Genomic DNA, 23,853 nt, shown 5'->3' with positions numbered 1-23,853 from the left:
GCCAAACATCATTTCGGATCATGGCCTTGCAGCGCCGTCCACCATCCGTCAAAGACAGCGTCTGGGGACTGTTCGGGCTTTTGCGTTCCAATGCGGGCCAAGGCCGGATAGACTGGCTGGAACAGCGCAATCGGAGTTCGAAAGCCATGAGCCATCTGGAAAACCGCATCGATCAGGGCACCGGACGGGTGAAGGCCGATATCGTCCTGAAAGGCGGCCGTTTCTTCGATCTGGTGACCGGCGAACTGGTGGCTTCCGATATCGCGCTTTGCGGCGATACCATCGTTGGCACCTGCGAGGCTTACGAAGGCGTCGAGGAAATCGACATTTCCGGCAAAATCGTCGTGCCCGGCTTCATCGATACGCATCTGCATATCGAAAGCTCGCTGGTGACGCCGCACGAGTTCGACCGCTGCGTGCTGCCCTATGGCGTAACGACCGTGATCTGCGATCCGCACGAGATCGCCAATGTCATCGGCACGGAGGGCATCCAGTTCTTCCTCGATTCGGCCGAGCAGACGATCATGGATATCCGCGTGCAGCTTTCCTCCTGCGTGCCGGCCACGCATCTGGAAACCGCCGGCGCCGATCTGCCGATCGAACGCCTGTTGCCGTTTCGCGACCATCCAAAAGTCATCGGCCTTGCCGAGTTCATGAATTTCCCAGGCGTGATCCACAAGGATCCGATCTGCATGGCCAAACTCGAAGCCTTCCAGGGCGGGCATATCGACGGGCACGCACCGCTGCTTCTCGGCCATGGCCTGAACGGCTACCTCTCCGCGGGCATCCGCACCGAACATGAGGCCACAAGCGCCGAAGAGGCGATGGAAAAGATCCGCAAGGGCATGCATATTCTGGTGCGCGAGGGTTCCGTGTCGAAAGACCTGCACGCGCTGATGCCGATCATCACCGAGCGCCTGTCGCCTTATCTGGCACTCTGTACCGATGACCGAAACCCGCTCGATATCGCTGAGGAAGGCCATCTGGATTTCATGATCCGCACGGCCATCGCCCATGGTGTGGAGCCGTTGGCGATTTACCGCGCCGCCTCCATTTCCGCCGCCCGCGCCTTCGGTCTTCGCGACCGCGGCCTTGTGGCCCCCGGCTGGCGGGCGGATCTGGTGGTGGTGGACAGTCTTGAAAACTGCAACGCCGAGATGGTGTTTTCAGCCGGCCGCCGTGTCACGGCTGAACTGTTTGCGACCCGCCTGCCCGTCGAACCGGTCGGGCTCGACAGCGTCAAGGCACGCATCGTCAAGGCGGCGGATTTCTCCGTGCCGGTCAAGACCGAAGAACAGCCTGTCATCGGCGTGCTGCCGGGAAAGATCATCACCGAACATCGCCGTTACCGCCTGCCCTCCTCCGGCAACCAGACGACCGTGGATCTTGCCAACGACATCATCAAGGTCGCCGTCATCGAGCGGCATGGCAAGAACGGTAACCATGCCAACGGCTTCGTGCAGGGGTTCGGGTTGAAGAAGGGCGCCATCGCCTCCACGGTCGGCCATGACAGCCACAATATCTGCGTCGTCGGCGTCAGCGAAGACGACATGGCGCTGGCGGCCAACCGGCTGTCAGACATCCGCGGTGGCTTCGTCGTGGTCGAGGATGGCAAGGTCACCGGCGAGATCGCGCTTCCGCTTGCCGGCCTGATGAGCCTTGAGCCTTATGAGAGCGTGCGCGACACACTGACGGACCTGCGCAAGGCGGCTTACGCGCTCGGCACCACGCTTGCAGAACCGTTTCTGCAGGTGGCTTTCCTGCCGCTGCCGGTCATTCCGCACCTGAAGATTTCCGACAAGGGCATGGTCGACGTCGACAAGTTCATGCTTCTGGCATAGGCCGCGACCGTCACGGCGGGTCGCTTATTGCGGCCCGCGTTCCCTATCCGGCGTCAGCGCATGGGCCACGGCTTCGGCCGCGGATGTGGCCGTCGTCTTGATCGCCTGGGTAATGGCTTCCACATGCGCCACCTGCCGGTGAAACTCATCCAGAGCGCGGCCGCGCAGAACGGTGCCGGCCGGCATCTGCGCCTTGGTCGGGTCCTCATAGGTATTGCCGACGCGCAGTTCGTAATAAAGATGCGGGCCGGTGGAGAGACCGGTTGAACCGACATAAGCAATCACCTGGCCCTGGGCGACACGCTGGCCGACCTTCAGGTCCTTCGGCGTTCCATCGATATGGGCATAGGTGGTTTCATAACCGCCATCGTGGCGGATGCGCACGAACTTGCCATACCCGTCTTCCCAGGAAATCTTCTCCACCACGCCATCGCCGGCGGCAACGATGGGGGACCCCTTGGGCGCCCTGAAATCCACGCCGTTGTGAAACTTCTTCACCTGCAGGATGGGATGAACGCGCCAGCCAAAACCATCGCCCTGCTGGCCGGCAGAGACCGGCTTGTGCATCAGGCTTTTGGAGACGGAGCGGCCTTCATGATCGAAAAACTCGGTCTGTCCGTCCTCAGTGGATTGATAACGATAGAAATGCCGCTCCGTCTCGCCCTCATGCAGGGTGATCGAAACCAGTTCATCGCCACCGTCCTCACCCTTGCGGAACACCACGTCGAGGACGGGCATGTCATCGGATTTCGACCAGCGGATATTGTTGGCCTTCAACAGTTCCACCACCTGCAGGCCGACGGTTGAGGGCACCTTGCCGCGCGCCAGATGGTCGGCAAGCTTTGGATAAGCCGACGCGGCCCGGCCAAGATCCCGCGCCTCCTGCGGATGCGGCGCAGGTTTTGTGGCGGCGGGGGCTTCACCCGCCGCAGCCTCGGCCACCAGCCGGTCATAGAGATGGCGTTCGGCCGTCGTGCGGAAATGACCGCTATCGAGGCGGGCAAGCAGCCTTTCGCCCTTGCGGGGCGAGACATGGCGGGCAAAAACGATCTGCGTATCCCCGGTGGCGGTATCCTCGACGAGCATATCAAGCTCCTCGCCAGGCTTGACGCTGTCAGTGCCAAGCTCGCGGGCAAGGCTTGCAAACTCGGCCTCCGGCACGTCAACGGCGCCTTCGATATTGCGCAGCGGCTCTTCGCGCGCCGGCAGCGATACCAGCCGGCGGATTTTCGAGGCTGGCTTCAACGGCGCGGCAATGCTGACATTGATCGGTTCACCGCGCACCGGAACAGGCCGGGCCGACTTGGCAACCCGTGTCGATTTTGGCGCAGGCGCCGCAACCAGCGCGGTCTCACCTGCCGACGGCCGTATCACCAGATCGAACGGATCGGCGTGGGAAGGCTGCTCCTGATAGGCCTGAAGCGGACCTGCTTTGGCCTGATCCGCGTCTTCGGCAAGATCGAGCGACACATCGAAATAGGCCGAGCGGGCAAAGGAGCCGTCGCTCATCCGCTCGATGAGGTCGAGCTTCGGCGTCTCGGCCAAAACCGGCATCCACACCCTGCCCTGTTTCGGCGTACTGACCGGCTGGCGGCGCGGCGCCCTCCAGACGACCGATTTCGGCGGGAAAGCAGCACTTGCCGTGGCAAAGACCATACATTCGCCGAGCAGGAAGATGGACGCGACGGCCAGCAGCACAAGCGCCAGCGTGATGCGCCAATGGCTGACAAACGAAAACCGGATGACGGTATGCGCGGGATGGATGACACCAAACCCATCCGCCTGCGTCGATGCGCGCAGTGCCGAGACCGCCATTCGCCAATGCCCTCGTGAAACCCGTGACGCGACGTTATCAGGTTCCATGGCGAAAATGTGTCGCGGCAGATTTTACGTGCCGCTGCCAACAGGCAAAGCAGGCATCGGGCAGACTTCAGTCGCGTATCAAAACCATGCCGGCATGGTAGAGAACGTCCTTGCGGAACTCGCCATCGGCGGTGAAGCCCGTATCGTCCTTGTAGGCAATGTGGTCGCCGTTGATTTCGTAACGGCCCTGATAGGCCCCTTCACGATTGCCGCGGGCCTCCACATAACGCCCGTTCGGCAAAAGTGCATGGCGAACATGGCCATCCTGGGTGACCCAGAGGCCCGTATATCGGTGAGACGCCATGGTGATCTCCTTGTCGGATTGTATGAAAAGGGGCGGCCGGCGACCCAAATTGCCGCCGGCGCTTTGAAACGGGCTCAGCCGTTCATATATCTGCGACGCAGGTCCTGATCCCGCCGCCGTGCGACGGATCTGCGATAGGTCTGCCTCGACCGATCCAGCCAATCCATCAACCATGTCATCGGGCTTTCAAGCAGCCGCTGGAAATTTCGCATTTCCGTCTCCTTTCTTCGGGATAACCGTTTGTTCGTGTCTTGCAGGACCGAATATGGCGGAGACAGAGCCCGGGGCGGTAGATCAGGACTCCGCCATCATTGCACAAAAATCCGGAAGTTCACCGAAGGCTCTTTCAGGAAAACGAGCCGGCTGGTAGGTGTGAAATCACAGAACGCGCTGCAAGGCGCGGGAATTGCGGGATTATCGGATAAGAAGATGATGCACCGACTGAACGATCTGGCAGCCCTTATTGCACAACACACCGATAGCGAAGGCATGGTGGCGACAGCCATCCCGCGCCTGTCGCTGGTGCGACTCTCCAGGGAAACCGAACCGGCACCCGGCGTGCAACAACCATCGCTCTGCATCATCGCGCAGGGCACAAAACAGGTTCTGCTGGCCGAAGAAGTGTTCGAATACGGCCCGGCGCGCCACCTGATCGCCTCTGCCGAGCTGCCGATTACCGGACAGGTGATCGAGGCGACAGCGGAAAAGCCCTATCTCAGTCTGCGGCTTGACCTGGATCTGACCGCCCTCAGCGCCATGATGATGGAGGTGATGCCGAAAGCCCCTGTCGGCCAGGCCTTCCCGCCCTATACAAAAAGCTGCGGCAAGGCGCTCTGCCTTGGGCGCAGCGATCCGCAGCTTCTCGATGCCGCCGTTCGGCTGGTGCGTTTGCTCGATACGCCGGAGGATATCCCGTTTCTGGCGCCGCTTGCGGAGCGCGAACTGCTCTACCGGCTGATGCGCGGTGACCAGGGCGAGAAACTGCGGCGCATGCTGATGCCGGAAAGCCGGCTGTCTCAGGTCAACCGCGCCATCGCCTGGATCCGCCTGAATTTCGACAAGCCGTTCAGCGTCGAACGGGTGGCGGAAGAGGCGCGCATGAGCACGTCCTCGCTCCACGAGCATTTTCGCGAAGTAACCGCCATGAGCCCGCTGCAATACCAGAAACAGCTTCGGCTTCAGGAGGCGCGTCGGCTGATTCTCTCGGAAGCGCTGGATGCGGCAAGTGCTGCCCACCGCGTCGGTTATGACAGCCCCTCGCAGTTCAGCCGCGAATATCGCCGCCTGTTCGGCGCACCGCCCATCCAGGATGTGTCACGCCTCAAGACGGAGCCGGCGCGTTATGCGCCGGCCTCCGCGTGAGTGAACGTCAGAGCCTTGCGCAGAACACGTCGAGCGCGCCAAGCTTCACCACCTTGTCCTCGACCGGCGGATCGTAACCGGGCATCGGCTCCGGCGTGGCGCCCGCCATTGCCGCCGGCAGCGAGAAATCCTGGGGACTGCGTGTGAGATTGAACACGAAGAGCAACCGCTCGCCGGCCTTTTCACGCACAAAGGCCAGAAGATCGGCATTGGTTTCGAGGAAGGTCATGTCACCATCCAGCAGCACCGGATGTTGCTTGCGGAAGGCGAGCGTGCGGCGATAGTGGTTCAGCACGGAGTTTTCGTCATTCTCCTGTCCGTTGACGGCAAGCGTCTGATGCTCTGAAGGCACCGGCAGCCAGGCCTTGTTGCCCTCACTGAAACCGGCGAGCGGCTTGTCGACATCCCAGACCATCGGCGTGCGGCATCCGTCGCGGCCCTTGAAGGCCGGCCAGAAGCGGATGCCATAGGGGTCGCGCAGGTCCTCGAAGGCAAGCTCGGCTTCCGGCAGGCCCAGTTCCTCGCCCTGATAGAGGCAGATGGAGCCGCGCAGCGTGGACAGCACGCTGATAGCCAGCTTTGCCACGGCCTCCCGCTCGCCGGCATTTTCCATGAAACGCGTCACATGGCGCACCACGTCATGGTTGGAAAACGCCCAGCAGACCCAGCCGTTGGTGACGATTTCCTGGCACTTCGACACCACGCCGCGAATATGCTCGGCAGTGAACCGTGGGCTGAGCAGGTCGAACGTGTAGCACATGTGCAGCTTGTCATTGCCGCTGGTATAGATGGCAAGTGTCGTCAGCGACCGATCGCCATCGCCGACTTCACCGACCGTCGTGCGGCAATCATATTCATCCAGCAGCGCGCGCAGGCGCTTCAGGAACTCGATGTTTTCCGGCTGGCTCTTGTCATAGAGGTGGTGCTGCATCGAATAAGGATTGGTATCGGTTTCGAGCCCCGTCGAATGCGGATCGTAGACCATTGGCGGATTGTCGCGCAGCTGTTGGTCGTGGAAATAGTAGTTGACGGTATCGAGGCGAAACCCGTGGACGCCGCGGTCCAGCCAGAATTTCACCGTGCCGAGCATGGCATCCTGCACATCCGGATTGTGAAAATTGAGATCCGGCTGCGAGCCGAGAAAATTGTGCATGTAATATTGCTTGCGCACGCCATCCCACTCCCAGCCGGGACCGCCGAAGATGGAAAGCCAGTTGTTGGGTGCCGTACCATCCGGCTTCGGATCAGCCCAGATGTACCAGTCGGCGTGCGGGTTGCTGCGGCTCGACCGGCTCTCGACAAACCAGGGATGCTGGTCGGACGTGTGGGAAATGACCTGGTCGATGATGACCTTGAGCCCGAGGCGTTCGCATTCGGCCATCATCGCATCGAAATCGGCAAGCGTTCCGAACATCGGATCGACATTGCAATAATCGGCCACGTCATAGCCCATGTCGGCCATGGGCGAGGTGAAGAAAGGCGACAGCCAGATCCCGTCGACACCGAGCGAGGCGATATGCGGCAGCCGCGCCGTGATACCCTTGATATCCCCGATGCCGTCGCCCGTCGTATCCTGGAAGGAGCGCGGGTAGACCTGATAGATCACCGCGCCGCGCCACCAGTTCGCATCGCCCTTCTGTGCCGTTAGCATCGCCATTTGCGTCTTTCACTCCTTCGATGTCCTGTTCACCGACAACCTAGTCGCCTTATTTGAAAAGACAAAGGGCGACGCGCCTCAGAAAGACAAAGAACCGTGTCAAACCCGTGGCTTCGCACACGCCCGGCTCTTGCCTTGGTCGCCTCTTCAGCCTATTGCCGAACGGTGTCATGGAGGAATTGGGATGGCAAAGCGGGTTCTTTCGATCGGCGAATGCATGGTGGAACTGGCCCAGGCCGGCCAGGGACTTTTGCGCAAGGGCTTTGCCGGCGACACGTTCAACACCGCCTGGTACCTGCGCGCCGCCCTTCCTGAGGACTGGCAGGTGGATTACCTCACCGGCCTTGGCGACGACCCGCTGTCGGATGAAATGCTCGCCTTCATGGAAAAGGCAAACATCGGAACCGGGGCCATTCGCCGGATACCGGGGCGCACGCCCGGCCTTTACCTGATCACGCTGAAGGACGGCGAACGGACGTTCAGCTACTGGCGCGATACGTCGGCGGCAAAACTTCTGGCCGATGACGCCGACCACCTGAGGCAGGCAATCGAAAGTGCCGACCTTGTTTATTTCTCCGGCATCACGCTTGCGATCCTCGGGGCATCTGGGGCTGAAACCCTGCTTTCGGAACTGCGCCGCGCACGCGCTGCCGGAAAAACGGTGGCATTCGACCCGAACATCCGCCCGCGTCTCTGGAGCGACCGCCTTCGCATGCTCGACACGATCAGCGCCGGCGCCCGCGCCGCCTCCATCGTGCTGCCGAGCTTTGACGATGAAGCGGCCCATTTCGACGATGCGAATGTGGCAGCGACCATCGAGCGCTACCGCTCTCTCGGCGCCGAAACCATCGTGGTGAAGAACGGCGCACAGGGCGCAACGGTGGCGGAAGGCGAGCAGACGGTGTTCGTGCCAGCCATCACCCCGGAAAAGCTGGTGGACACAACAAGCGCCGGCGACAGTTTCAACGCCGGTTTCCTGGCAAAACTGATGACCGGCACATCCAGCGCCGAATCAGCCGCCCACGGCGCCGCCATCGCCTCCGTCGTCATCGGCCACCACGGCGCACTGATCGACCACGCACTCCTGCCGGAGTGACCTGACATTCCCCTGTAACAAATCTGGTCGATAGAAACCGCAGAGACGCCCGCAACGCGCGAGTCTGATCGCGCATCGGCACAAGGGGCCTGCGCAGGACATGACCAAGATCACCATCGTCACGGACGCCTGGTATCCGCAGGTAAACGGCGTTGTGCGCTCCATCGAAAACACCAATCGCGAACTGACGCGCATGGGCATCGAAGTGTCGATGATCACGCCGCAGGAGTTTACAAGCGTTCCCTGCCCCACCTATCCGGAAATCCGGCTGTCGGTCGCAAGTTATGCCGCCGTTGCCCGCGCGATTGAAAAGTTCGGGCCGACATCGGTGCATATCGCAACCGAGGGGCCGCTTGGACTTCTCGCCCGCCGCTGGTGCCTCAAAAACAACCTGCCGTTTTCCACCAGCTACCACACCCGTTTTCCTGAATATGTGGCGGCACGTTTTCCCGTGCCGATCCGCTGGCTGCGCGCCTTCGTGCGCTGGTTCCACAATGCCGGCAATGGCTGCATGGTGGCCACCGCAAGCCTTGAGCGGGAACTGTCAAAGCTCGGCCTGAAGAACCTCTTGCGCTGGAGCCGCGGCATTGACCAGACGCAGTTTCACCCGATGCCGCAGGAAGCAACCCCGTTTGGCCTGCCCCGCCCGATCTTCATGACGGTCAGCCGCATCGCGGTGGAAAAGAACCTGCCGGCCTTCCTCGATCTCGACCTGCCGGGTTCCAAGGTTGTGGTGGGTGACGGGCCGGAGCGCGAGGAGTTGCAGCGGCGTTATCCGCATGTGCTGTTTACCGGCATGAAGACCGGCGAGGACTTGGCGCAAGCCTATGCGCAGGCGGATGTTTTTGTGTTTTCCTCAAAGACCGACACGTTTGGTAATACGATCCTCGAGGCGCTCGCCAGCGGTGTGCCGGTGGCAGCCTTTCCGGTGACGGGGCCGATCGACATCATCACTGAGGGAAGCGGCGCCGGTGCTCTCAACGACGACCTGCGTCTCGCCTGCCTGGAGGCGCTCGAATGCCCGCGTGAAAACGCACGGCGCCTGGCCCGCGATTTCACCTGGGAAGCCGCGTCAAAACAGTTCCTCAACAATGTGCTGATCGCGCAAGGGCGCAAGCGCCTGCCGCTGCCACGCAACGGGTTTCGCGCCCTGCCCTCCTGAGCCAGAAGAAATCAGCGCTTCTTGCGCTTGTTCTCGAACGGGTTTTCCGAAGCGCGCAGGTGAATGCGGATCGGAACGCCCGGCATGGCGAAATCGGCGCGCAGGCCGTTCGTGAGATAACGCAGATAGGATTCCGGCACCGAATCAGGACGCGTGCAGGAAATCATGAAGGCCGGCGGGCGGGCCTTTACCTGCGTCATGTATTTGAGCTTCAGGCGACGGCCCGACACGGCCGGTGGCGGATGCTGAACCTGCACCGTATCCAGCCAGCGGTTGAGCTTGGCGGTGGAGATGCGCTTGTTCCATACCATGTCGGTGTCGATGATGTTCTGCATCAGCTTTTCGAGGCCGTAACCGGTCTGGCCGGACATCGGCACGGCGCGGATGCCACGCGCCTGCGGCAGAAGCCGCTCGGTTTTTTCGCGAAGCTCGGCCAGCAGCGCCTGCGTGTCTTCCACCAGATCCCACTTGTTGAAGGCGAGCACGGCGGCGCGGCCTTCGCGCAGCACGAGATCGACGATCTGCAGGTCCTGCTTTTCGAACGGGATTGTGGCGTCAAAAACGATCACAACAGTTTCGGCAAAACGGATGGCGCGCAGCGCATCGGCCACCGACAGCTTTTCGAGCTTTTCCTGCACACGGGCCTTGCGGCGCATGCCGGCGGTGTCGAACATCTTGATGGTGCGGCCGCGCCAGTCCCATTCGACGGAAATGCTGTCGCGGGTAATGCCGGCTTCCGGGCCGGTCAGCAGCCGGTCTTCGCCGAGGAAACGGTTGATCAGCGTCGATTTTCCGGCATTCGGGCGCCCGACGATCGCCACGCGCAGCGGCTTGGTTTCGTCATAGGCCGGTTCGAACTCGTCGTCGATGTCTTCACCATCGGCGGACAGGCCGCGCAGATCGACATTGGTTTCGGCTTCGTCATCTTCGTCGCCAAACGCCATTTCCGGACCAATGGCCTCGACGATGGCATCGCGCAAGTCGATCATGCCCTGGCCGTGTTCGGCCGAGATCGGCACCGGATCGCCAAGGCCGAGCGTGAAGGCATCGTAGAAACCGCCATCGGAGCCGCGCGCTTCGGATTTGTTGGCCACGAGCACGACAGGCTTGCCGCGACGGCGCAGCATCTCGCCCAGCGTCTGGTCAATCTGTGTGAGGCCGGATTTGGCATCGACCACGAAGAGCGACAGATCCGCCTCATCGATGGCTGCTTCCGTCTGGGCGCGCATGCGGCCCTGCAACGTCTCGGGGCCGGCCTCTTCAAGGCCCGCGGTATCGATGATGGTGAAACGCAGGTCGATCAGCTTTGCATCACCCGGACGACGGTCACGGGTAACGCCCGGCGTATCATCCACCAGTGCAAGCTTCTTTCCCACCAGCCGGTTGAACAGCGTGGACTTGCCGACATTCGGGCGCCCGACGATGGCGACTGTGAAGCTCATGGGTGGATCCCTTTCCGGGCTTTGTCTTGTTGTTTTGTCGTAAAATCGTGTCGTGTTGGTTCAGGCAGCCTTGCCGGTTGCCGCAATCGTATCGAGCATGATCTGGGCGCGGTTGGCAATATTGCGCGGCGATTGCGCGTCGCCAGCAATCTGCTGGAACCATTCCTTGGCTTTCGCCATATCGCCGGCCTTGTAAGCGGCAAGTCCCAGCGCCTCGCGCGCCGAGTGGCGCAGCGCGTGGCCGGGTGTTGCCATGACTTCCACCTGTGCCGAGACCTGATCATAGGTTCCGCCATCGATCAGCAGCCAGCCGGCGCGCACGCGCGCCACATCGCGGATGACTTCAGGTACGCCATTATCCTTGGCAACCGCATCGAAGGCGGCAACGGCACCGGCCACATCGCCTTTTTCAGACAGAAGCGTTGCCGAGCGCAGGCGCGCCAGCACCGGATAAGAACCGCTGCCGTCTTTTTCCAGCGCCGCAAAGGCTGCAATCGCCTCGTCCGGCTTGTTGGCCTTGGCAAGGTTCAGCGCTGCCAGGAACTGATCGCCATACTGCGAGGAATTGTGGCTGTGCCAGTATTCATAACCGCGATATCCGGCCGTGCCGACCACGATCAGAACAGCCACGCCCATGATGACATAACGGAACCGCTTCCAGGCACCGCTGAACTGCTCTGAACGCAGCTCGTCGTTGACTTCGCGGATAAAGCTGTCGTTGTCCTGTACCATGCCAAACTCCGGCCGAACGGCGGCCCTTCAACTCGAAAGCCTGCCTTCTAACCTATTTTTCCCGGGATGTAAGGGGTGGATTGCAACGTCACGCGCAGAGTTGATGCCTCTTTCTTCCAACGATTGCCGCATTCGCTCAGCAGAAGACGCAATTTGCATTGCCAGACAGGTTTTCATCTTGCCAATTTCTGACCGCCCCAAAGCCAGTCCATGCCTTCGTCCCGTTGCAACGCTTGCCAGCCTGCTTCTTTCGGTCTCGCTCGTTTTCGCCGGAGAAAAGCCGAAGCAGCTGGTGATGATTTCCTTCGATGGCGCCGGCAACAATGCGCTCTGGGAGAGAAGCCGGGCGATGGCAAAACGGGTGAACGCGCATTTCACCTATTTTCTCTCCTGCACGCTGGTCATCGATCGCGCCCGGGCCAAAACCTATCAGGGGCCGGGGCAGAAACCGGGGCGCTCCAATATCGGCTTTGCCCAGACGGCGGACGAGGCGCGCACGCGGCTCGACCACATCTGGAACGCCCATCTGGAAGGCCATGAAATCGCCAGCCACACCTGCGGCCATTTTGACGGGCGGCAGTGGTCGAGCGCGGAGTGGCGGGAGGAAATGACAAATTTCCGCTCGGTGCTCACCTCCGCTTGGGCCGATCTGGATGCCTGCGACCGCGAACCGGAAGGCTGGCGGCCGTTCATTGCCGGCATAAAAGGGTTTCGCGCACCTTATCTATCGACCAGTGAGCCGCTGAACGAAGCGGAACAAGCCCAAGGTTTTGCTTATGATGCCAGCGGCGTGACCAAGGGGCCCATGATGCCGCGCCGTGAAAACGGCGTCATCAATTTTGGCCTGCCGCTCATTCCGGAAGGACCCGAACAGCGCAACATCATCGCCATGGACTATAACCTCTTCATCCGTCATTCCGCCGGTGTCGAAAACCCGAGCCGCTCGGCGGAGTTCGAGGAGCGCGCCTACCAGGCTTTTCGCAAGGCGTTTGATGCGCAGTACACCGGCGAGCGGGTTCCTCTGCAACTCGGCTTTCACTTCGTGCTGATGAATGGTGGCGCGTACTGGCGGGCGCTCGACCGGCTCGCCGCGGAAATCTGCTCCATGCAAGATGTCGCCTGCGTCACCTATGGCGAGGCGATGGAAGCGCTTCAGAAGGCAGATGCGGCGCCGGCCCCCGGACACGCCGAACGGGATGCATCGGGGCTCTAACGCCCAGAAAAAACCGCACCGGTTTCCCGATGCGGTTTAAAGGGTTGTTATGCCGTCAAAGACTTGCCCGTCAATAAGGACGGTCGGCCTCGATCTCGCCACCTTCGGCCTCACGCTTCAGGTAACGCTGATCGATTTCCGGCAGCGGCTTGTCATCGATGGCGGCTTCGAAGGCTTTCAGGCGCTTGTGGATGGACAGAAGCTCGATGATGGTTGACCAGTAGCTGACAAGATACTGGAAGCTGTTGGTGACTTCGCCAAATGCCGTGGCGATCTGCTGCCAGAGGCCCATGGTGATCCGGCCGGCAACGACCGTCGGGATGAGGATCACAGTCAGGAAGATTGCATCGAGCTGGCCGTAACCGAAGCGCGCGATGTTGAAATACGTATAGTGCCAGTACATGCGGAAATAGTTTTTCCGCACATTCGTGAAGAGTTCGCGCACGGTAACGGGCTGGGCACGGTCGGCATGGTCTTCGCCATAGACCAGCTCTTTTCGGAAGGCTGCCTCGACACGCTGGTTGCGGAAATTCAAGCCTGGAAGCTTGATCCCGGCGATCATCAGAAGTGCTGTTCCGAACAGCGACCAGCCGATGGCCAGCCAGAACAGCGCATGCGGCACGACGCCGAGGATCGGCAATTCGCTGACATGTTCAGACATGCGAAACAGGATCGGCAAAAAGACGACCAGCGTCATCACGGAGTTGATCAGCGCGACGCCGAGCCCTTCCAGGATATTGGCAAACCGCATCGTGTCTTCCTGCACACGCTGCGAGGCGCCTTCGATGTGACGCAACTTGTCCCACTTCGACAGGTAAAAATCGTTCATCGCCTGGCGCCAGCGAAAGACGTAGTGGCTGGTAAAAAACGCCGTCACGACTGAAAGCGTCACGCCGACCAGCCCTATTTCCAGAAACCGCAGCTGCAGCTCATAGAGTTGGCCTGTCGTCACCGTGCCATCGCCATTCAGCGCCTTCTGGAACAGGTCGAAGAACGGTCCGCGCCAGTTGTTCACGGCAACCGACATCTGCACGCTGAAATAGGCGATGAAGATGATGAAGGCCGAGCCCCAGACCGACCAGTTAAGCCAGGGGTGGCCGCGGGCGATCACCTGCCAGGTGAGACCGAACAGGCCGACGAAGATGGTGAAATAGAGATAAAACCACAGATTGTCGGAGGTGAAGAAGAACCCGAGACCCACCGGCGGGGTCTGCCCTTCAGCCAAAGGCGGCAGGCCGATGGCGGCACCGACCTGCGGACCGACCGTATACCAGACGAGGATACAGACCAGCGTCCAGAGCGCGGCCGAGGTGAAAAACAATTTCGGTTTTGGAAAGAAGGAATGGAACACGGAAACGAACTTCCCTTGATGCGGATCTGGCACTGATGCTGCCAGCTGTGGACGGCGAAACTAGGCCAGTTCACAAGGGGCGGCAATGGCGCCCGTGGAATGTGGAGGAAATGTAAGAGTTGAGGCGACAAACCTTGCTGTGGCGCGTCACACGAGTGGAGCAACCGAAAATTGTAAACCGACATAGTGGTCGGAATTATGGGTTCTGAAGATAAAAATTAACGCTATAGCAATCGCAAAACATGACACTGTGACGCATTCACGGGCCTGATGATCAGGCTTTTTCCGCGCCATGGCTTCGCTCATTTGATATGTCCGACCACTTCCGACGCGGGGAAGAAACGGATCGCCCCCTCCCATGAGGTGTTGATTTGTCTTTCTTGAAGAATACTCCCATTCGAACCAAAATCTTGTCACTGGTCGCCTCGATCGGCATTGTCGGCATCGCCGGCATCGGCCTGATGGCAAATAGTTACCATGACAGCGACGTGCAGTATTCTGCGTTTATGACCGAAGACATGGTCTCGGCCATGGAGATGTTCCGGTCGACCACCTCGCTCGTCGCCTCCACCAATGCCGCCTACCAGATGGCCTCGCTGGACGCCGAGACGGTGTCGCGCCTCAATCCGATGGACGATTTCAGCGAGGGTGAGGCCACGCTTTTTCGCCGTCTGGAGCGGGCCAAGTCGCTGACGCCTGAGAATGCGACGGATATCGATCGCTTTGCCGGCAGCGCCCGCGCAATCTACCTCGAGCTGCACAAGGCCGTCACCCTTGCAAACCAAGGCAAACAGGCGGAAGCAAAAGCCGTTCTCGTCAATATCAACCCCGACATCCGGTCCTGGCGCAATAATTTGCGCGATTCCAACAATGCCACTCTGAAGTCGCTGAACGACGCCTCCGCCGATCTGTCGAGCCGCACCCAATCGACAATTCTGACGACGCTTCTTGCCATCGGCCTGCTGTTTACCGCCATTTTTTCCGTATCGCTGCTGGTGGCCTCCCGCGGCATCATCCAGCCGATAAGCCGGCTTCGCGCCCGGATGATAACGCTTGCCGATGGCAAGACGGATGAGGCGATCGATGGTCTCGACCGGCGCGACGAAGTGGGCCAGATGGCCGCCGCCGTTGCCATATTCCGCGACAATGCGATCGAGCGCCATCGTCTGGCGCAGGAAGCGGATTCCACGCGCAGCCTGTCTGAAAAGGAGCGCATCGAACGCGATGCCGAGCGCGCCAAGGAAGCCGCCGAGGTGAAGTTTGCCGTAGACAACCTGGCAGCCGGTCTTTCGCACCTGTCCGATGGCGATGTGACCTACCGCATCCATGACGGCTTTGCCGAAACGCTGGACCAGGTCCGGCACGATTTCAACCGCTCGGCAGACAAGCTGCAATCGACGCTGGTACAGGTCGCGGAAAATGCCCGCGGCATCGATGCCGGTGCCAACGAGATCAAGGCGGCAGCCGACGATCTGGCAAAACGCACCGAACAGCAGGCAGCCTCTGTGGAGGAAACAGCCGCAGCTCTCGAGCAGATCACCACCACGGTTCGCGATTCCACCCGTCGCGCGCAGGAGGCCGGCCAGCTTGTGGCGCGTACCCGCACAGGGGCTGAAACGTCAGGCGAAATCGTGCGCCGTGCGGTGATTGCCATGGGCAAGATCGAAACCTCGTCCAGCGAGATTTCCAACATCATCGGCGTCATCGACGAAATCGCCTTCCAGACGAACCTGCTTGCGCTGAATGCCGGTGTCGAAGCGGCCCGCGCTGGCGAAGCCGGCAAGGGCTTTGCCGTGGTTGCCCAGGAAGTGCGTGAACTGGCGCAGCGCTCGGCAAAGGCAGCCAAGGAGATCAAGGCGCTGATCAACACATCGAACACGCAAGTGGCCGAAGGTGTGAACCTCGTCGGTGAGACCGGCAAGGCCCTGCAGACGATTGTTGCGGAGGTGCAGGAGATCAACCAGCATGTGAGCGCCATCGTCGATTCGGCGCAGGAACAGTCGTCCGGTCTCCAGCAGATCAATACGGCCGTCAACCAGATGGACCAGGACACGCAGAAGAATGCCGCGATGGTGGAAGAATCCACTGCCGCCAGCCACAGCTTGGCGCGCGAAGTATCCTCGCTCAACCAGTTGCTGACGCAGTTCAAGCTGCAGGGCGCCGGCATGGCAAATGCCGTGGCAACGCCCGCGCCAGCACGCGCAAGCCATGCGCCGGCTCCCTCGCCGGCGCGCGCCCTTGGCCGCAAGCTTGCCGGCGCATTTTCCGGCAATGCCGCCATTGCAGTGTCGCAGGAAAGCTGGACCGAGTTCTGATCGTTCCGACACCCTTGCCAGACCGGCGGATAACTGACCGGCCTGGCATCGAGCGGACCGTTAAGAGATAAACCAAAGGGGACGCGGCAAAGGCTCGCGTCCCTTAATTTTTAGCAATTCACCGACCGGCGCGCAAAGCCGGATCGATGGCCACCGGCAGCGCCAGCAACCCGGAGAGCAGCAGCACCAGGGCCGCAATCACGGATGCCAGCGTAAAACTGCCGCTCCACTCAGCCGCCCAGCCGGCCGCCAGGGGCCCAACGGTCTGCCCGATACCAAAGGCGACCGTCATGAAGGCAAGCGCCCGGCGCGGGCTCTGTGGCGCAAGTTGTCTTGCAATCTGCAGGCCATAGGCCGTCACCGTCATGAAGGTCAGGCCGAGCAGCAGCCCGCCGATCAGCGTTCCCGTCATCGGGGCAAGGCCGACAGAGGCAAACACGCCGATCGCTTCGATGCAAAGACAGGCCAGATAGATCCAGGCCATTCCAAACCGCGCAACCCCGCCGCGCCAGACGAAGAGCGACAAGGCCGCCGCCGTTCCCGTGACGAACCAAGCGGAAAATTCCACCACCGGGCCCGCTGCCGCAAGTCGGGCAATTGTAACGAGGAAGGTTGCGGTCACCACGTAACCAAAACCGAAAAGGCCATAGGATGCCGTCAGCAGGACCAGCGGCCGTGTCCAGGCGATCGGCGGTTCCGCAACCGCACCATGGCCCGCAACAGGGCGCGGCAGGAAACGGGCGATCATAAGAGTGGCCGTAGCCACCAACAACGCGCCGGCGAGCCAGTTCCAGCGCCAGCCATGCGCGCCATCACCGGCAAGCCCATTGATCAGGAAAGCGACGAGAGCCGAAGATGCAATGCCAACGCCTACACCGCCGAAATGCAGGGCCTGCACTTCCACCCTGCCTGCCGCATAGGGCAGCACGACCGAGGATGTGAAAATCATCGCAAGTGCGCTGGCCATGCCTGCCAGGAATCGGATCAGCATAAACAGCTGCACCGATGACGTAACAGCCATCGCCGCCAGCAGAAGTGCTGTCGAAAACAGCCCTGCAAGAGCAACTGCGCGTTCACGCCCTGCCGCCCAGCCATAGGCCGACAGCATGGCGCCGACGAGGTAACCGGCAAAATTGCCGGCCGCGATCAGCCCGGCATCGGCGGCCGACAACGGCAGGCCGCTCATCATGCCCGGAAGCACTGGCGTATAGAAAAATCGGCCAAACCCCATGGCGGCGGCCATGGCAAGGCCGCCGGCAAGACCGGCCATGACGGGATTGACGTTCTTGTCTTCTGCCAACATCAAGCCTCTATCGCAGCATTGATGCGTTGCGACAAACGCGCATTTTGCATCGCATCAATCAGTTTTGCTGATGGCCCTGAAGCACCGGCCGCTCATGCCGGTCGAGCTGGCTTGGGCGACAAAGGTGGTGCGGCCTGCCGCAATCGACACGCTCAATCAGCAAGCGTCAGGATCAGCGGCCCGTTGCGGGTGACGACGAGGGTGTGTTCGAACTGCACGGTTGGCGCCTTCGGATCGCCGTAAAGCGTCCAGGGGTCGCCATTGCCGGCGTCTTCGGCCCAGTTGGCACCCAGCGACAGGAAGGGTTCGACGGTAAACACCATTCCCTCCTCCATCACGCGGCTTTCGTCGGCATCGGGCCAGGTCGGCACTTCCGTCGGCTCCTCGTGCAGGGAGCGGCCAACGCCGTGGCTGGCGAGGTTGGTGATCAGCGTATAGCGGTTCTTGGCGGCAAAGGTGCCGATGGCATTGCCGATGCTGGCAATCGGCTTGCCGGTCTTCACCTGCTGAAGGCCGGTCCACAAGGCGCGACGGCCATCGCGCACCAGCCGTTCGATGTCGCGGCTGACCGGCGGCACGGCAAAGGAGGAGCCGGTATCGCCGAAAAACCCGTCCTTGACGGCCGACACATCGATATTGACGAGATCGCCGGCACGGATGACCCGATCTCCCGGAATGCCGTGCGCCACTTCCTCGTTAACGCTGATGCAGGTGGCGCCGGGAAACTGGTAGCAGAATTCCGGCGCTGACTGCGCGCCGGCATCCTCCAGCACCTTTCGCCCGATGAGATCGAGTTCGGCCGTGGTGATGCCCGGTTCCAGCGCTTTCGCCATCGTGTTGACGGTGTGTGCGCAAAGACGGCCGATCGCTTTCAGCTTGTCGAGTTCGGTCTCATTAGAAACGATCATGCCATGTTTTCCCGGGCAGCTTTTTCAGGCCGCCGGTTTCGCGCCATCCTGCGCAGGCGTCAACGCTTTTCTGACCAGAGGCGCCACCTTGGTGCCAAACAGCTCGATGCCGCGCATGATCTGCTCATGCGGCATAAGGCCGATGGCCATCTGGATCAGCAGGCGATCATTGCCGAAAACCTTGTGGGCAGCCACGATCTTTTCCGCCACGGATTCCGGATCGCCGACGAAGAGATTGCCGGGCGCGGAGCGGGCGCGGTCATACTGGGCACGGTTGGTGGGGCCCCAGCCACGCTCGCGGCCGATGCGGTCCATCACGGCAGCCTGCGGACCGTAGAACTGGTCGGCGGCCGCTTCAGTCGTATCGGCAATGAAGCCATGCACGTTGATGCTGGTCTTCAGCTTTGTGGCATCCTGACCGGCGCGGCGGGCCGATTCGCGGTAAAGCTCGAAGAAGGGCGCAAAACGCGCATATTCGCCGCCGATGATGGCGATGGCGAGCGGCAGGCCCATGGCGCCGGCGCGCGCCACCGATTGCGGCGTGCCGCCCACGGCGATCCACACCGGCAGCTTTTCCTGCAGCGGGCGCGGATAAACGCCGCGCCGGTTGATCGGCGCACGCAGCTCGCCCGCCCATTCCACGATCTCGTTGTCACGCAGCGTCAAAAGCAGGTCGAGCTTTTCGGTAAACAGCCGGTCGTAATCGTTGAGGTCATAACCGAACAGCGGATAGGATTCGATGAAGGATCCGCGCCCCGCCATGATCTCTGCGCGGCCATTCGAGAGAAGATCGACGGTCGCAAACTGCTGGAAAACCCGGATCGGATCGTCGGAACTCAGAACGGAGACCGCACTCGTCAGGCGGATGTTCTTCGTCTTTACGGCAGCGGCGGCCAGAACGGTCGAGGGCGAGGACACGGCATAATCGGGACGGTGATGTTCACCGAGGCCAAAAACGTCGAGGCCCACCTGATCGGCAAGCTCGATTTCCTCCAGCAGATGTTTGAGGCGCACGGCGGCGTCTGCGCCACGGCTGCCGCTTGCAATAGCCGGATCGACGTCCGCGAAGGTGTAAAGGCCAAGTTCCATCGTGATATCCATGATTTGCGTTTGAACCCTAGATAGAAAGGCGGCCGCTAAACTCAAAGGCGAAAGTTTCGACGGCGGGCGTCTAAAATCTGGATGGCAGGCAGAAGGAAAAGACTCTTCGCTCAGGCACTTGGCGCAAGAGACGGACTCAACTTCCAAAGCTCTTTACCGGAAAATCTCAAAAAGCCGAGAAAAATCAAGGCATTCGAAAGCACTGCACCAACACGCGGCGGCATCCTGCTGAAAAGATAAAGAAAGTCGCGACTGACCAAGCGGCGTCGACCTGTGAAACACTGTGTCAACCGATGCCCGTGCCGGATGGCTGGACCGGATGGCTGGCATTGTGATGGCGTGGGGATATAGTCACGATATCAAAGCCCCTCGAGAAGGACCTCCCATGGCCGATCTTTCCAGCTTCCCCATCACCCGCCGCTGGCCGGCACAGAACCCTGATATCCTGCAGCTTTATTCGACGCCGACGCCAAACGGCGTCAAGGTCTCGATCATGCTGGAGGAGACCGCCCTCCCCTATGAGCCGCATTTCATCAATATCGGCCAGAACGAGACTTGGGGCGAGGAATTCCTGTCACTCAACCCGAACGGCAAGATCCCGGCGATCCTCGATCCGAACGGTCCCGATGGCAAGCCGCTGGCGCTGTTCGAATCGGGCGCCATCCTCATCTACTTGGCGGAAAAGACCGGCCAGTTCCTGCCGACGGATGCCGCTGCCCGTTATGAAACCATCCAGTGGGTGATGTTCCAGATGGGCGGCATCGGCCCGATGTTCGGCCAGCTCGGCTTTTTCCACAAGTTTGCCGGCAAGGATTATGAAGACAAGCGCCCGCATGACCGTTACCTCAACGAAACCAAGCGGCTGCTGGGTGTTCTCGAACAGCGCCTCACCGGCCGCGACTTCATCATGGGCGACGATTATACGATTGCAGATATCGCGATCGTCGGCTGGATCCGGGCGCTGACGGGCTTTTACGGCGCCGGCGACCTCGTCGGTTTCGATACCCTCACCGCCTTGCCCGCCTGGTTTGAACGGGTCATGGCGCGGCCTGCCGTGCAGCGCGGCGTCGAAATTCCCGCGCGCCCCTGATCCGCAACGGACGCCCTCTCGCTCATCTCTGCGGCGGCGCATCCGCCGCAGAGGCAAAACCCGAACACCTGTCATCAACCCTTTGTGAGGTTCTGCTCACAAGGGTTGATCCCTGCATTAACCTTTCGCTAATCCTCCTCGCTTTCAATCGCACGCTGTTACGCCCGACGAAATTTCCCGTCCGGGATGTTCCATTCTGCCATTTTTGAGGAGTATCCGATGTCCAGCAAGACATACGCCCTTGCCGTTTCCGCCGTCCTGATGTCCGCGCTGGCCGCCAGCGCCCAGCCGACCAGGGTCAAGCAATTCGATGCATGGGGTGTGTATTCCTATGGTAGCGGCAATGCGAAGCGATGCTACGCGCTATCCGTTCCGACATCGCAGCAGCCGGCCAGCGTCAATCATGGCGAAAACTTTTTCCTGGTCGCACCACAGGCGGGCGCCTCCAACCTGATGCCGCAGGCGATCATGGGCTATGGACTGAAGGCGGATTCGCGCGTTTCGCTATCGGTCGGTTCGGAAAATTTCACCCTTGTGCCAAAGGAAAATGCCGCATGGGTGCGTGACCCGGCGCGCGAACCGGTGCTGGTTCGCGCCATGCGCGGCGGCAGCGACATGACGTTGAAGGCGGTGTCTGCCCGCGGCACCAACACCACCTATACCTATTCCTTGCGCGGCATCACGGCAGCGCTCAACGAAGTCAGCCGCTGCCGGTAAATCAAGACAACCGGGTGGTCCTGCGCAAGGCACCACCCGGTTGAAACAGCCGTTGCCAGCCCTCCCCGTTTGCGCATACCTTGCCTCTTGCGGTGCAACAGAACACGCGCATGGGGGAGAGCAGGCATGGAAAGAACCGTCGTCATCACCGGATCGACCAGCGGCATCGGGCTTGGCATTGCCCGCGCCTTTGCAAGCGACGGCGCGAATGTGGTGATCAACGGTTTCGGCAAGGCCAATGAGATCGAGGCGGCGCGTGCCGAACTCGAAACACTGGGGTCCGGCCGCGCCCTCTATCACGGCGCCGATATGACGAAGCCGGACGAGATTGCCGACCTCATCGCCACGGCCAAAGATGCCTTTGGCGGCGTCGATGTCCTCGTCAACAATGCCGGCATCCAGCATGTGGCAAAAATCGAGGATTTCCCGGTGGAGAAATGGGATCAGCTGATCGCCATCCTGCTATCCTCGGCCTTCCACACCCTGCGCAGCACCATTCCGCTGATGAAATCGGCCGGCAAGGGCCGCATCATCAATGTCGCCTCGGCGCACGCGCTTGTTGCATCGCCGTACAAATCTGCTTATGTGGCTGCCAAGCACGGCATTCTTGGCCTCACCAAGACCGCCGCACTGGAATTGGCCGAATTCGGCATTACAGTGAACGCCATCTGCCCCGGCTACGTGCTGACGCCCCTCGTGGAGAAACAGATCCCCGATACGGCGCGCGAACGTGGTATCTCGGAAGAGGCGGTCAAGACGGACGTCATGCTCCGTTTGCAGGCGACGAAGCAATTCGTCAGCATTGAAGAGGTTGCGGCCACCGCCCTCTATCTCGCCAGCGACGCCGCACGACAGATCACCGGAACCCACATTTCCATCGATGGCGGCTGGACCGCCCAGTAACGACCGCAGGGGCACGCATGACATCAGCCATCCGCTTCATTCTGAACGGCGACGAGATTGTGCTGGGGGATTTTCACCCCACCGAGACGCTGCTCGATTATCTTCGTCTCAGAAAGCGGCTGACCGGCACCAAGGAAGGCTGCGCGGAAGGCGATTGCGGCGCCTGCACGGTGCTTGTCGGGCGCCTCATCGGCGGCGCCCTGCGTTATGAAAGCGTCAATTCCTGCATCCGGTTCCTCGGCTCCCTGCACGGAACCCATGTGGTGACGGTGGAGCACCTGGCCGGCAAGGACGGCAAACTGCACCCGGTGCAGCAGGCGATGGTGGACTGTCATGGCTCGCAATGCGGTTTCTGCACGCCGGGCTTCGTGATGTCGCTCTATGGCCTCTGGATGGCCAACGGCGAGCCGAACCGCGAAGAAATCGAGCAGGCGCTGCAGGGCAATCTCTGTCGCTGCACGGGCTATGAGCCCATTGTGAAGGCCGCCGAACAGGTGGCGGCGGAACGCCCGAGCGCGCTGTTTGACCCGATCGAGCGTGACCGCGCCGAAGTGATGGCAAAACTCTGGACCATCCGCGCCACCTCCGACACCATTATTGTCACAAAGGGCAATGATCGCGCCATCATTCCCGGCACGCTTGCGAGCCTCGCCGATACGCTGGCCCGCGAGCCGCAGGCGACTGTGGTGGCCGGTGGCACCGATGTCGGGCTCTGGGTCACTAAGCAGATGCGCAAGCTCGATCCGGTCGTCTTCATCAACCAGCTGACCGATCTGCAGACGATCACCGAGGACGAGGCCGGCATCACGCTCGGCGCCGGCGTCACCTATGCCCATGCGCTGAACGCTCTTGACCTTGCCTATCCCGCCCTTGGCCGGCTGATCGACCGCATCGGCGGCGCGCAGGTGCGCAACATGGGCACGATTGGCGGCAATATCGCCAACGGTTCGCCCATTGGCGACATGCCGCCGGCGCTGATTGCGCTTGGCGCCGCCGTCACGTTGCGCTCGGCCACGGCCTCGCGCACACTGCCGCTTGAGGATTATTTTATCGAATACGGCCGGCAGGATCGCCAGCCCGGCGAATTCGTGGAAAAAATCTTTGTGCCGACCCTGCATGAGGATGCGTTCTACGCCGTCTACAAGATCTCCAAGCGCCGTGACGAGGATATCTCGGCGCTCTGCGGCGCTTTCACCATCACCCTTGACGGCGAAGGCTGCGTGGAAACCTGCCGCATCGCCTTCGGCGGCATGGCGGGCACGCCGAAACGCGCCAAGGCTGTCGAGGACGCGCTTCTCGGCAAACCCTGGAGCTGGAATACGGTGGCATCAGCGCAGGACGCCTTTGCCGAGGATTATCAGCCGCTGTCGGACTGGCGCGCCAGCGCCGAATATCGGGCGCTGACGGCGAAAAACCTGCTCACCCGCTTTTTCCTGGAAACCGCCGGCCAGCCGCAGGAGTTGAAGCGGTTCGACGTGGTGGAGGAGGTGTGA

The 23,853-nt window shown here is 61.2% G+C and carries 19 protein-coding genes; 10 read left to right on the top strand and 9 right to left on the bottom strand.

The annotated features are described in order from the left end of the window. The first annotated feature begins 146 nt into the window (after window positions 1–146). A complete protein-coding gene (gene ade, locus AC4CWH_RS03135) occupies window positions 147–1,841 on the top strand; it encodes an adenine deaminase (protein ID WP_491320344.1) in 1,695 nt (564 codons plus the stop codon). Between the two features lie 24 nt (window positions 1,842–1,865). Here the strand turns inward: ade and AC4CWH_RS03130 are convergent, their stop codons facing one another. Together AC4CWH_RS03130 and AC4CWH_RS03125 are read right to left on the bottom strand one after the other, a co-directional pair. Then, entirely contained in the window at window positions 1,866–3,656 is a 1,791-nt protein-coding gene (locus AC4CWH_RS03130) for a M23 family metallopeptidase (protein ID WP_491320343.1), read from the bottom strand. Between the two features lie 115 nt (window positions 3,657–3,771). Further along, window positions 3,772–4,008 (bottom strand): Atu4866 domain-containing protein, encoded by a 237-nt coding sequence (locus AC4CWH_RS03125; protein WP_491320342.1) that lies wholly within the window; start codon window positions 4,006–4,008, stop codon window positions 3,772–3,774. Between the two features lie 429 nt (window positions 4,009–4,437). Between AC4CWH_RS03125 and AC4CWH_RS03120 the strand changes: the two genes are divergently transcribed. Next, on the top strand, window positions 4,438–5,370 hold the full coding sequence (locus AC4CWH_RS03120) for an AraC family transcriptional regulator (RefSeq protein ID WP_491320341.1): 933 nt from the start codon (window positions 4,438–4,440) through the stop codon (window positions 5,368–5,370). 7 nt (window positions 5,371–5,377) lie between these two features. Here the strand turns inward: AC4CWH_RS03120 and bglA are convergent, their stop codons facing one another. Continuing rightward, window positions 5,378–7,021 carry a beta-galactosidase BglA gene (gene bglA / locus AC4CWH_RS03115; RefSeq protein ID WP_491321340.1) on the bottom strand — a complete coding sequence of 548 codons (1,644 nt, stop codon included), beginning with the start codon at window positions 7,019–7,021 and terminating at the stop codon, window positions 5,378–5,380. 190 nt (window positions 7,022–7,211) lie between these two features. Between bglA and AC4CWH_RS03110 the strand changes: the two genes are divergently transcribed. After that, complete coding sequence (locus AC4CWH_RS03110) at window positions 7,212–8,123, top strand: sugar kinase (RefSeq protein WP_491320340.1); 912 nt, start codon at window positions 7,212–7,214, stop codon at window positions 8,121–8,123. A gap of 100 nt (window positions 8,124–8,223) precedes the next feature. Continuing rightward, window positions 8,224–9,285 carry a glycosyltransferase family 4 protein gene (locus AC4CWH_RS03105; protein WP_491320339.1) on the top strand — a complete coding sequence of 354 codons (1,062 nt, stop codon included), beginning with the start codon at window positions 8,224–8,226 and terminating at the stop codon, window positions 9,283–9,285. An 11-nt stretch (window positions 9,286–9,296) separates the two neighbouring features. Here the strand turns inward: AC4CWH_RS03105 and der are convergent, their stop codons facing one another. Both der and AC4CWH_RS03095 read right to left on the bottom strand, forming a co-directional pair. Then, window positions 9,297–10,727, bottom strand: coding sequence for a ribosome biogenesis GTPase Der (gene der, locus AC4CWH_RS03100; protein WP_491320338.1), 1,431 nt, complete (start codon window positions 10,725–10,727; stop codon window positions 9,297–9,299). A 60-nt stretch (window positions 10,728–10,787) separates the two neighbouring features. Then, window positions 10,788–11,459 (bottom strand): tetratricopeptide repeat protein, encoded by a 672-nt coding sequence (locus tag AC4CWH_RS03095; protein ID WP_491320337.1) that lies wholly within the window; start codon window positions 11,457–11,459, stop codon window positions 10,788–10,790. A 178-nt stretch (window positions 11,460–11,637) separates the two neighbouring features. On the opposite strand from AC4CWH_RS03095, the gene AC4CWH_RS03090 reads away from it, so the two are divergent. Then, complete coding sequence (locus AC4CWH_RS03090) at window positions 11,638–12,672, top strand: polysaccharide deacetylase family protein (RefSeq protein ID WP_491320336.1); 1,035 nt, start codon at window positions 11,638–11,640, stop codon at window positions 12,670–12,672. Between the two features lie 70 nt (window positions 12,673–12,742). Here AC4CWH_RS03090 and sbmA read toward each other — a convergent pair whose 3' ends face one another. After that, on the bottom strand, window positions 12,743–14,023 hold the full coding sequence (gene sbmA / locus AC4CWH_RS03085; RefSeq protein WP_491320335.1) for a peptide antibiotic transporter SbmA: 1,281 nt from the start codon (window positions 14,021–14,023) through the stop codon (window positions 12,743–12,745). Window positions 14,024–14,394: 371 nt separating this feature from the next. Here sbmA and AC4CWH_RS03080 point away from each other — a divergent pair, with 371 nt between their 5' ends. Further along, window positions 14,395–16,338: a methyl-accepting chemotaxis protein gene (locus AC4CWH_RS03080; protein WP_491320334.1), complete on the top strand. Its 1,944-nt coding sequence runs from the start codon at window positions 14,395–14,397 to the stop codon at window positions 16,336–16,338. Window positions 16,339–16,456: 118 nt separating this feature from the next. On the opposite strand, the gene AC4CWH_RS03075 is transcribed toward AC4CWH_RS03080, so the two are convergent. The 3 genes from AC4CWH_RS03075 to AC4CWH_RS03065 form a co-directional block, all read right to left on the bottom strand. Continuing rightward, on the bottom strand, window positions 16,457–17,641 hold the full coding sequence (locus AC4CWH_RS03075; RefSeq protein ID WP_491320333.1) for a YbfB/YjiJ family MFS transporter: 1,185 nt from the start codon (window positions 17,639–17,641) through the stop codon (window positions 16,457–16,459). Window positions 17,642–17,793: 152 nt separating this feature from the next. Then, window positions 17,794–18,549, bottom strand: coding sequence for a type I methionyl aminopeptidase (map, locus tag AC4CWH_RS03070; RefSeq protein ID WP_491320332.1), 756 nt, complete (start codon window positions 18,547–18,549; stop codon window positions 17,794–17,796). Window positions 18,550–18,573: 24 nt separating this feature from the next. After that, on the bottom strand, window positions 18,574–19,638 hold the full coding sequence (locus tag AC4CWH_RS03065) for an LLM class flavin-dependent oxidoreductase (protein ID WP_491320331.1): 1,065 nt from the start codon (window positions 19,636–19,638) through the stop codon (window positions 18,574–18,576). Between the two features lie 397 nt (window positions 19,639–20,035). On the opposite strand from AC4CWH_RS03065, the gene AC4CWH_RS03060 reads away from it, so the two are divergent. From AC4CWH_RS03060 to xdhA, 4 genes are all read left to right on the top strand, one after another. Continuing rightward, complete coding sequence (locus tag AC4CWH_RS03060) at window positions 20,036–20,740, top strand: glutathione binding-like protein (RefSeq protein ID WP_491320330.1); 705 nt, start codon at window positions 20,036–20,038, stop codon at window positions 20,738–20,740. A 219-nt stretch (window positions 20,741–20,959) separates the two neighbouring features. Next, the gene (locus AC4CWH_RS03055; RefSeq protein ID WP_491284153.1) at window positions 20,960–21,457 is read left to right on the top strand and encodes an invasion associated locus B family protein; all 498 of its coding nucleotides are present in this window, start codon (window positions 20,960–20,962) and stop codon (window positions 21,455–21,457) included. 126 nt (window positions 21,458–21,583) lie between these two features. Beyond that, window positions 21,584–22,360 (top strand): 3-hydroxybutyrate dehydrogenase, encoded by a 777-nt coding sequence (locus tag AC4CWH_RS03050; RefSeq protein ID WP_491320329.1) that lies wholly within the window; start codon window positions 21,584–21,586, stop codon window positions 22,358–22,360. Between the two features lie 17 nt (window positions 22,361–22,377). Continuing rightward, on the top strand, window positions 22,378–23,853 hold the full coding sequence (xdhA, locus tag AC4CWH_RS03045; protein WP_491320328.1) for a xanthine dehydrogenase small subunit: 1,476 nt from the start codon (window positions 22,378–22,380) through the stop codon (window positions 23,851–23,853).

The sequence above is a fragment of the Neorhizobium sp. PAMB6716 genome (assembly GCF_058242805.1).
Note: the sequence above shows the minus strand (reverse complement) of the source record. Positions and strands in the feature narration are given on the sequence as shown.

Excerpts from the sequence above, each read along its gene's own strand:
- ade (WP_491320344.1), top strand. The coding sequence starts at position 147 with ATGAGCCATCTGGAAAACCGCATCGATCAGGGCACCGGACGGGTGAAG.
- AC4CWH_RS03130 (WP_491320343.1), bottom strand. The coding sequence starts at position 3,656 with ATGGCGGTCTCGGCACTGCGCGCATCGACGCAGGCGGATGGGTTTGGT.
- AC4CWH_RS03125 (WP_491320342.1), bottom strand. The coding sequence starts at position 4,008 with ATGGCGTCTCACCGATATACGGGCCTCTGGGTCACCCAGGATGGCCAT.
- AC4CWH_RS03120 (WP_491320341.1), top strand. The coding sequence starts at position 4,438 with ATGATGCACCGACTGAACGATCTGGCAGCCCTTATTGCACAACACACC.
- bglA (WP_491321340.1), bottom strand. The coding sequence starts at position 7,021 with ATGCTAACGGCACAGAAGGGCGATGCGAACTGGTGGCGCGGCGCGGTG.
- AC4CWH_RS03110 (WP_491320340.1), top strand. The coding sequence starts at position 7,212 with ATGGCAAAGCGGGTTCTTTCGATCGGCGAATGCATGGTGGAACTGGCC.
- AC4CWH_RS03105 (WP_491320339.1), top strand. The coding sequence starts at position 8,224 with ATGACCAAGATCACCATCGTCACGGACGCCTGGTATCCGCAGGTAAAC.
- der (WP_491320338.1), bottom strand. The coding sequence starts at position 10,727 with ATGAGCTTCACAGTCGCCATCGTCGGGCGCCCGAATGTCGGCAAGTCC.
- AC4CWH_RS03095 (WP_491320337.1), bottom strand. The coding sequence starts at position 11,459 with ATGGTACAGGACAACGACAGCTTTATCCGCGAAGTCAACGACGAGCTG.
- AC4CWH_RS03075 (WP_491320333.1), bottom strand. The coding sequence starts at position 17,641 with ATGTTGGCAGAAGACAAGAACGTCAATCCCGTCATGGCCGGTCTTGCC.
- map (WP_491320332.1), bottom strand. The coding sequence starts at position 18,549 with ATGATCGTTTCTAATGAGACCGAACTCGACAAGCTGAAAGCGATCGGC.
- AC4CWH_RS03065 (WP_491320331.1), bottom strand. The coding sequence starts at position 19,638 with ATGGAACTTGGCCTTTACACCTTCGCGGACGTCGATCCGGCTATTGCA.
- AC4CWH_RS03060 (WP_491320330.1), top strand. The coding sequence starts at position 20,036 with ATGGCCGATCTTTCCAGCTTCCCCATCACCCGCCGCTGGCCGGCACAG.
- AC4CWH_RS03055 (WP_491284153.1), top strand. The coding sequence starts at position 20,960 with ATGTCCAGCAAGACATACGCCCTTGCCGTTTCCGCCGTCCTGATGTCC.
- AC4CWH_RS03050 (WP_491320329.1), top strand. The coding sequence starts at position 21,584 with ATGGAAAGAACCGTCGTCATCACCGGATCGACCAGCGGCATCGGGCTT.
- xdhA (WP_491320328.1), top strand. The coding sequence starts at position 22,378 with ATGACATCAGCCATCCGCTTCATTCTGAACGGCGACGAGATTGTGCTG.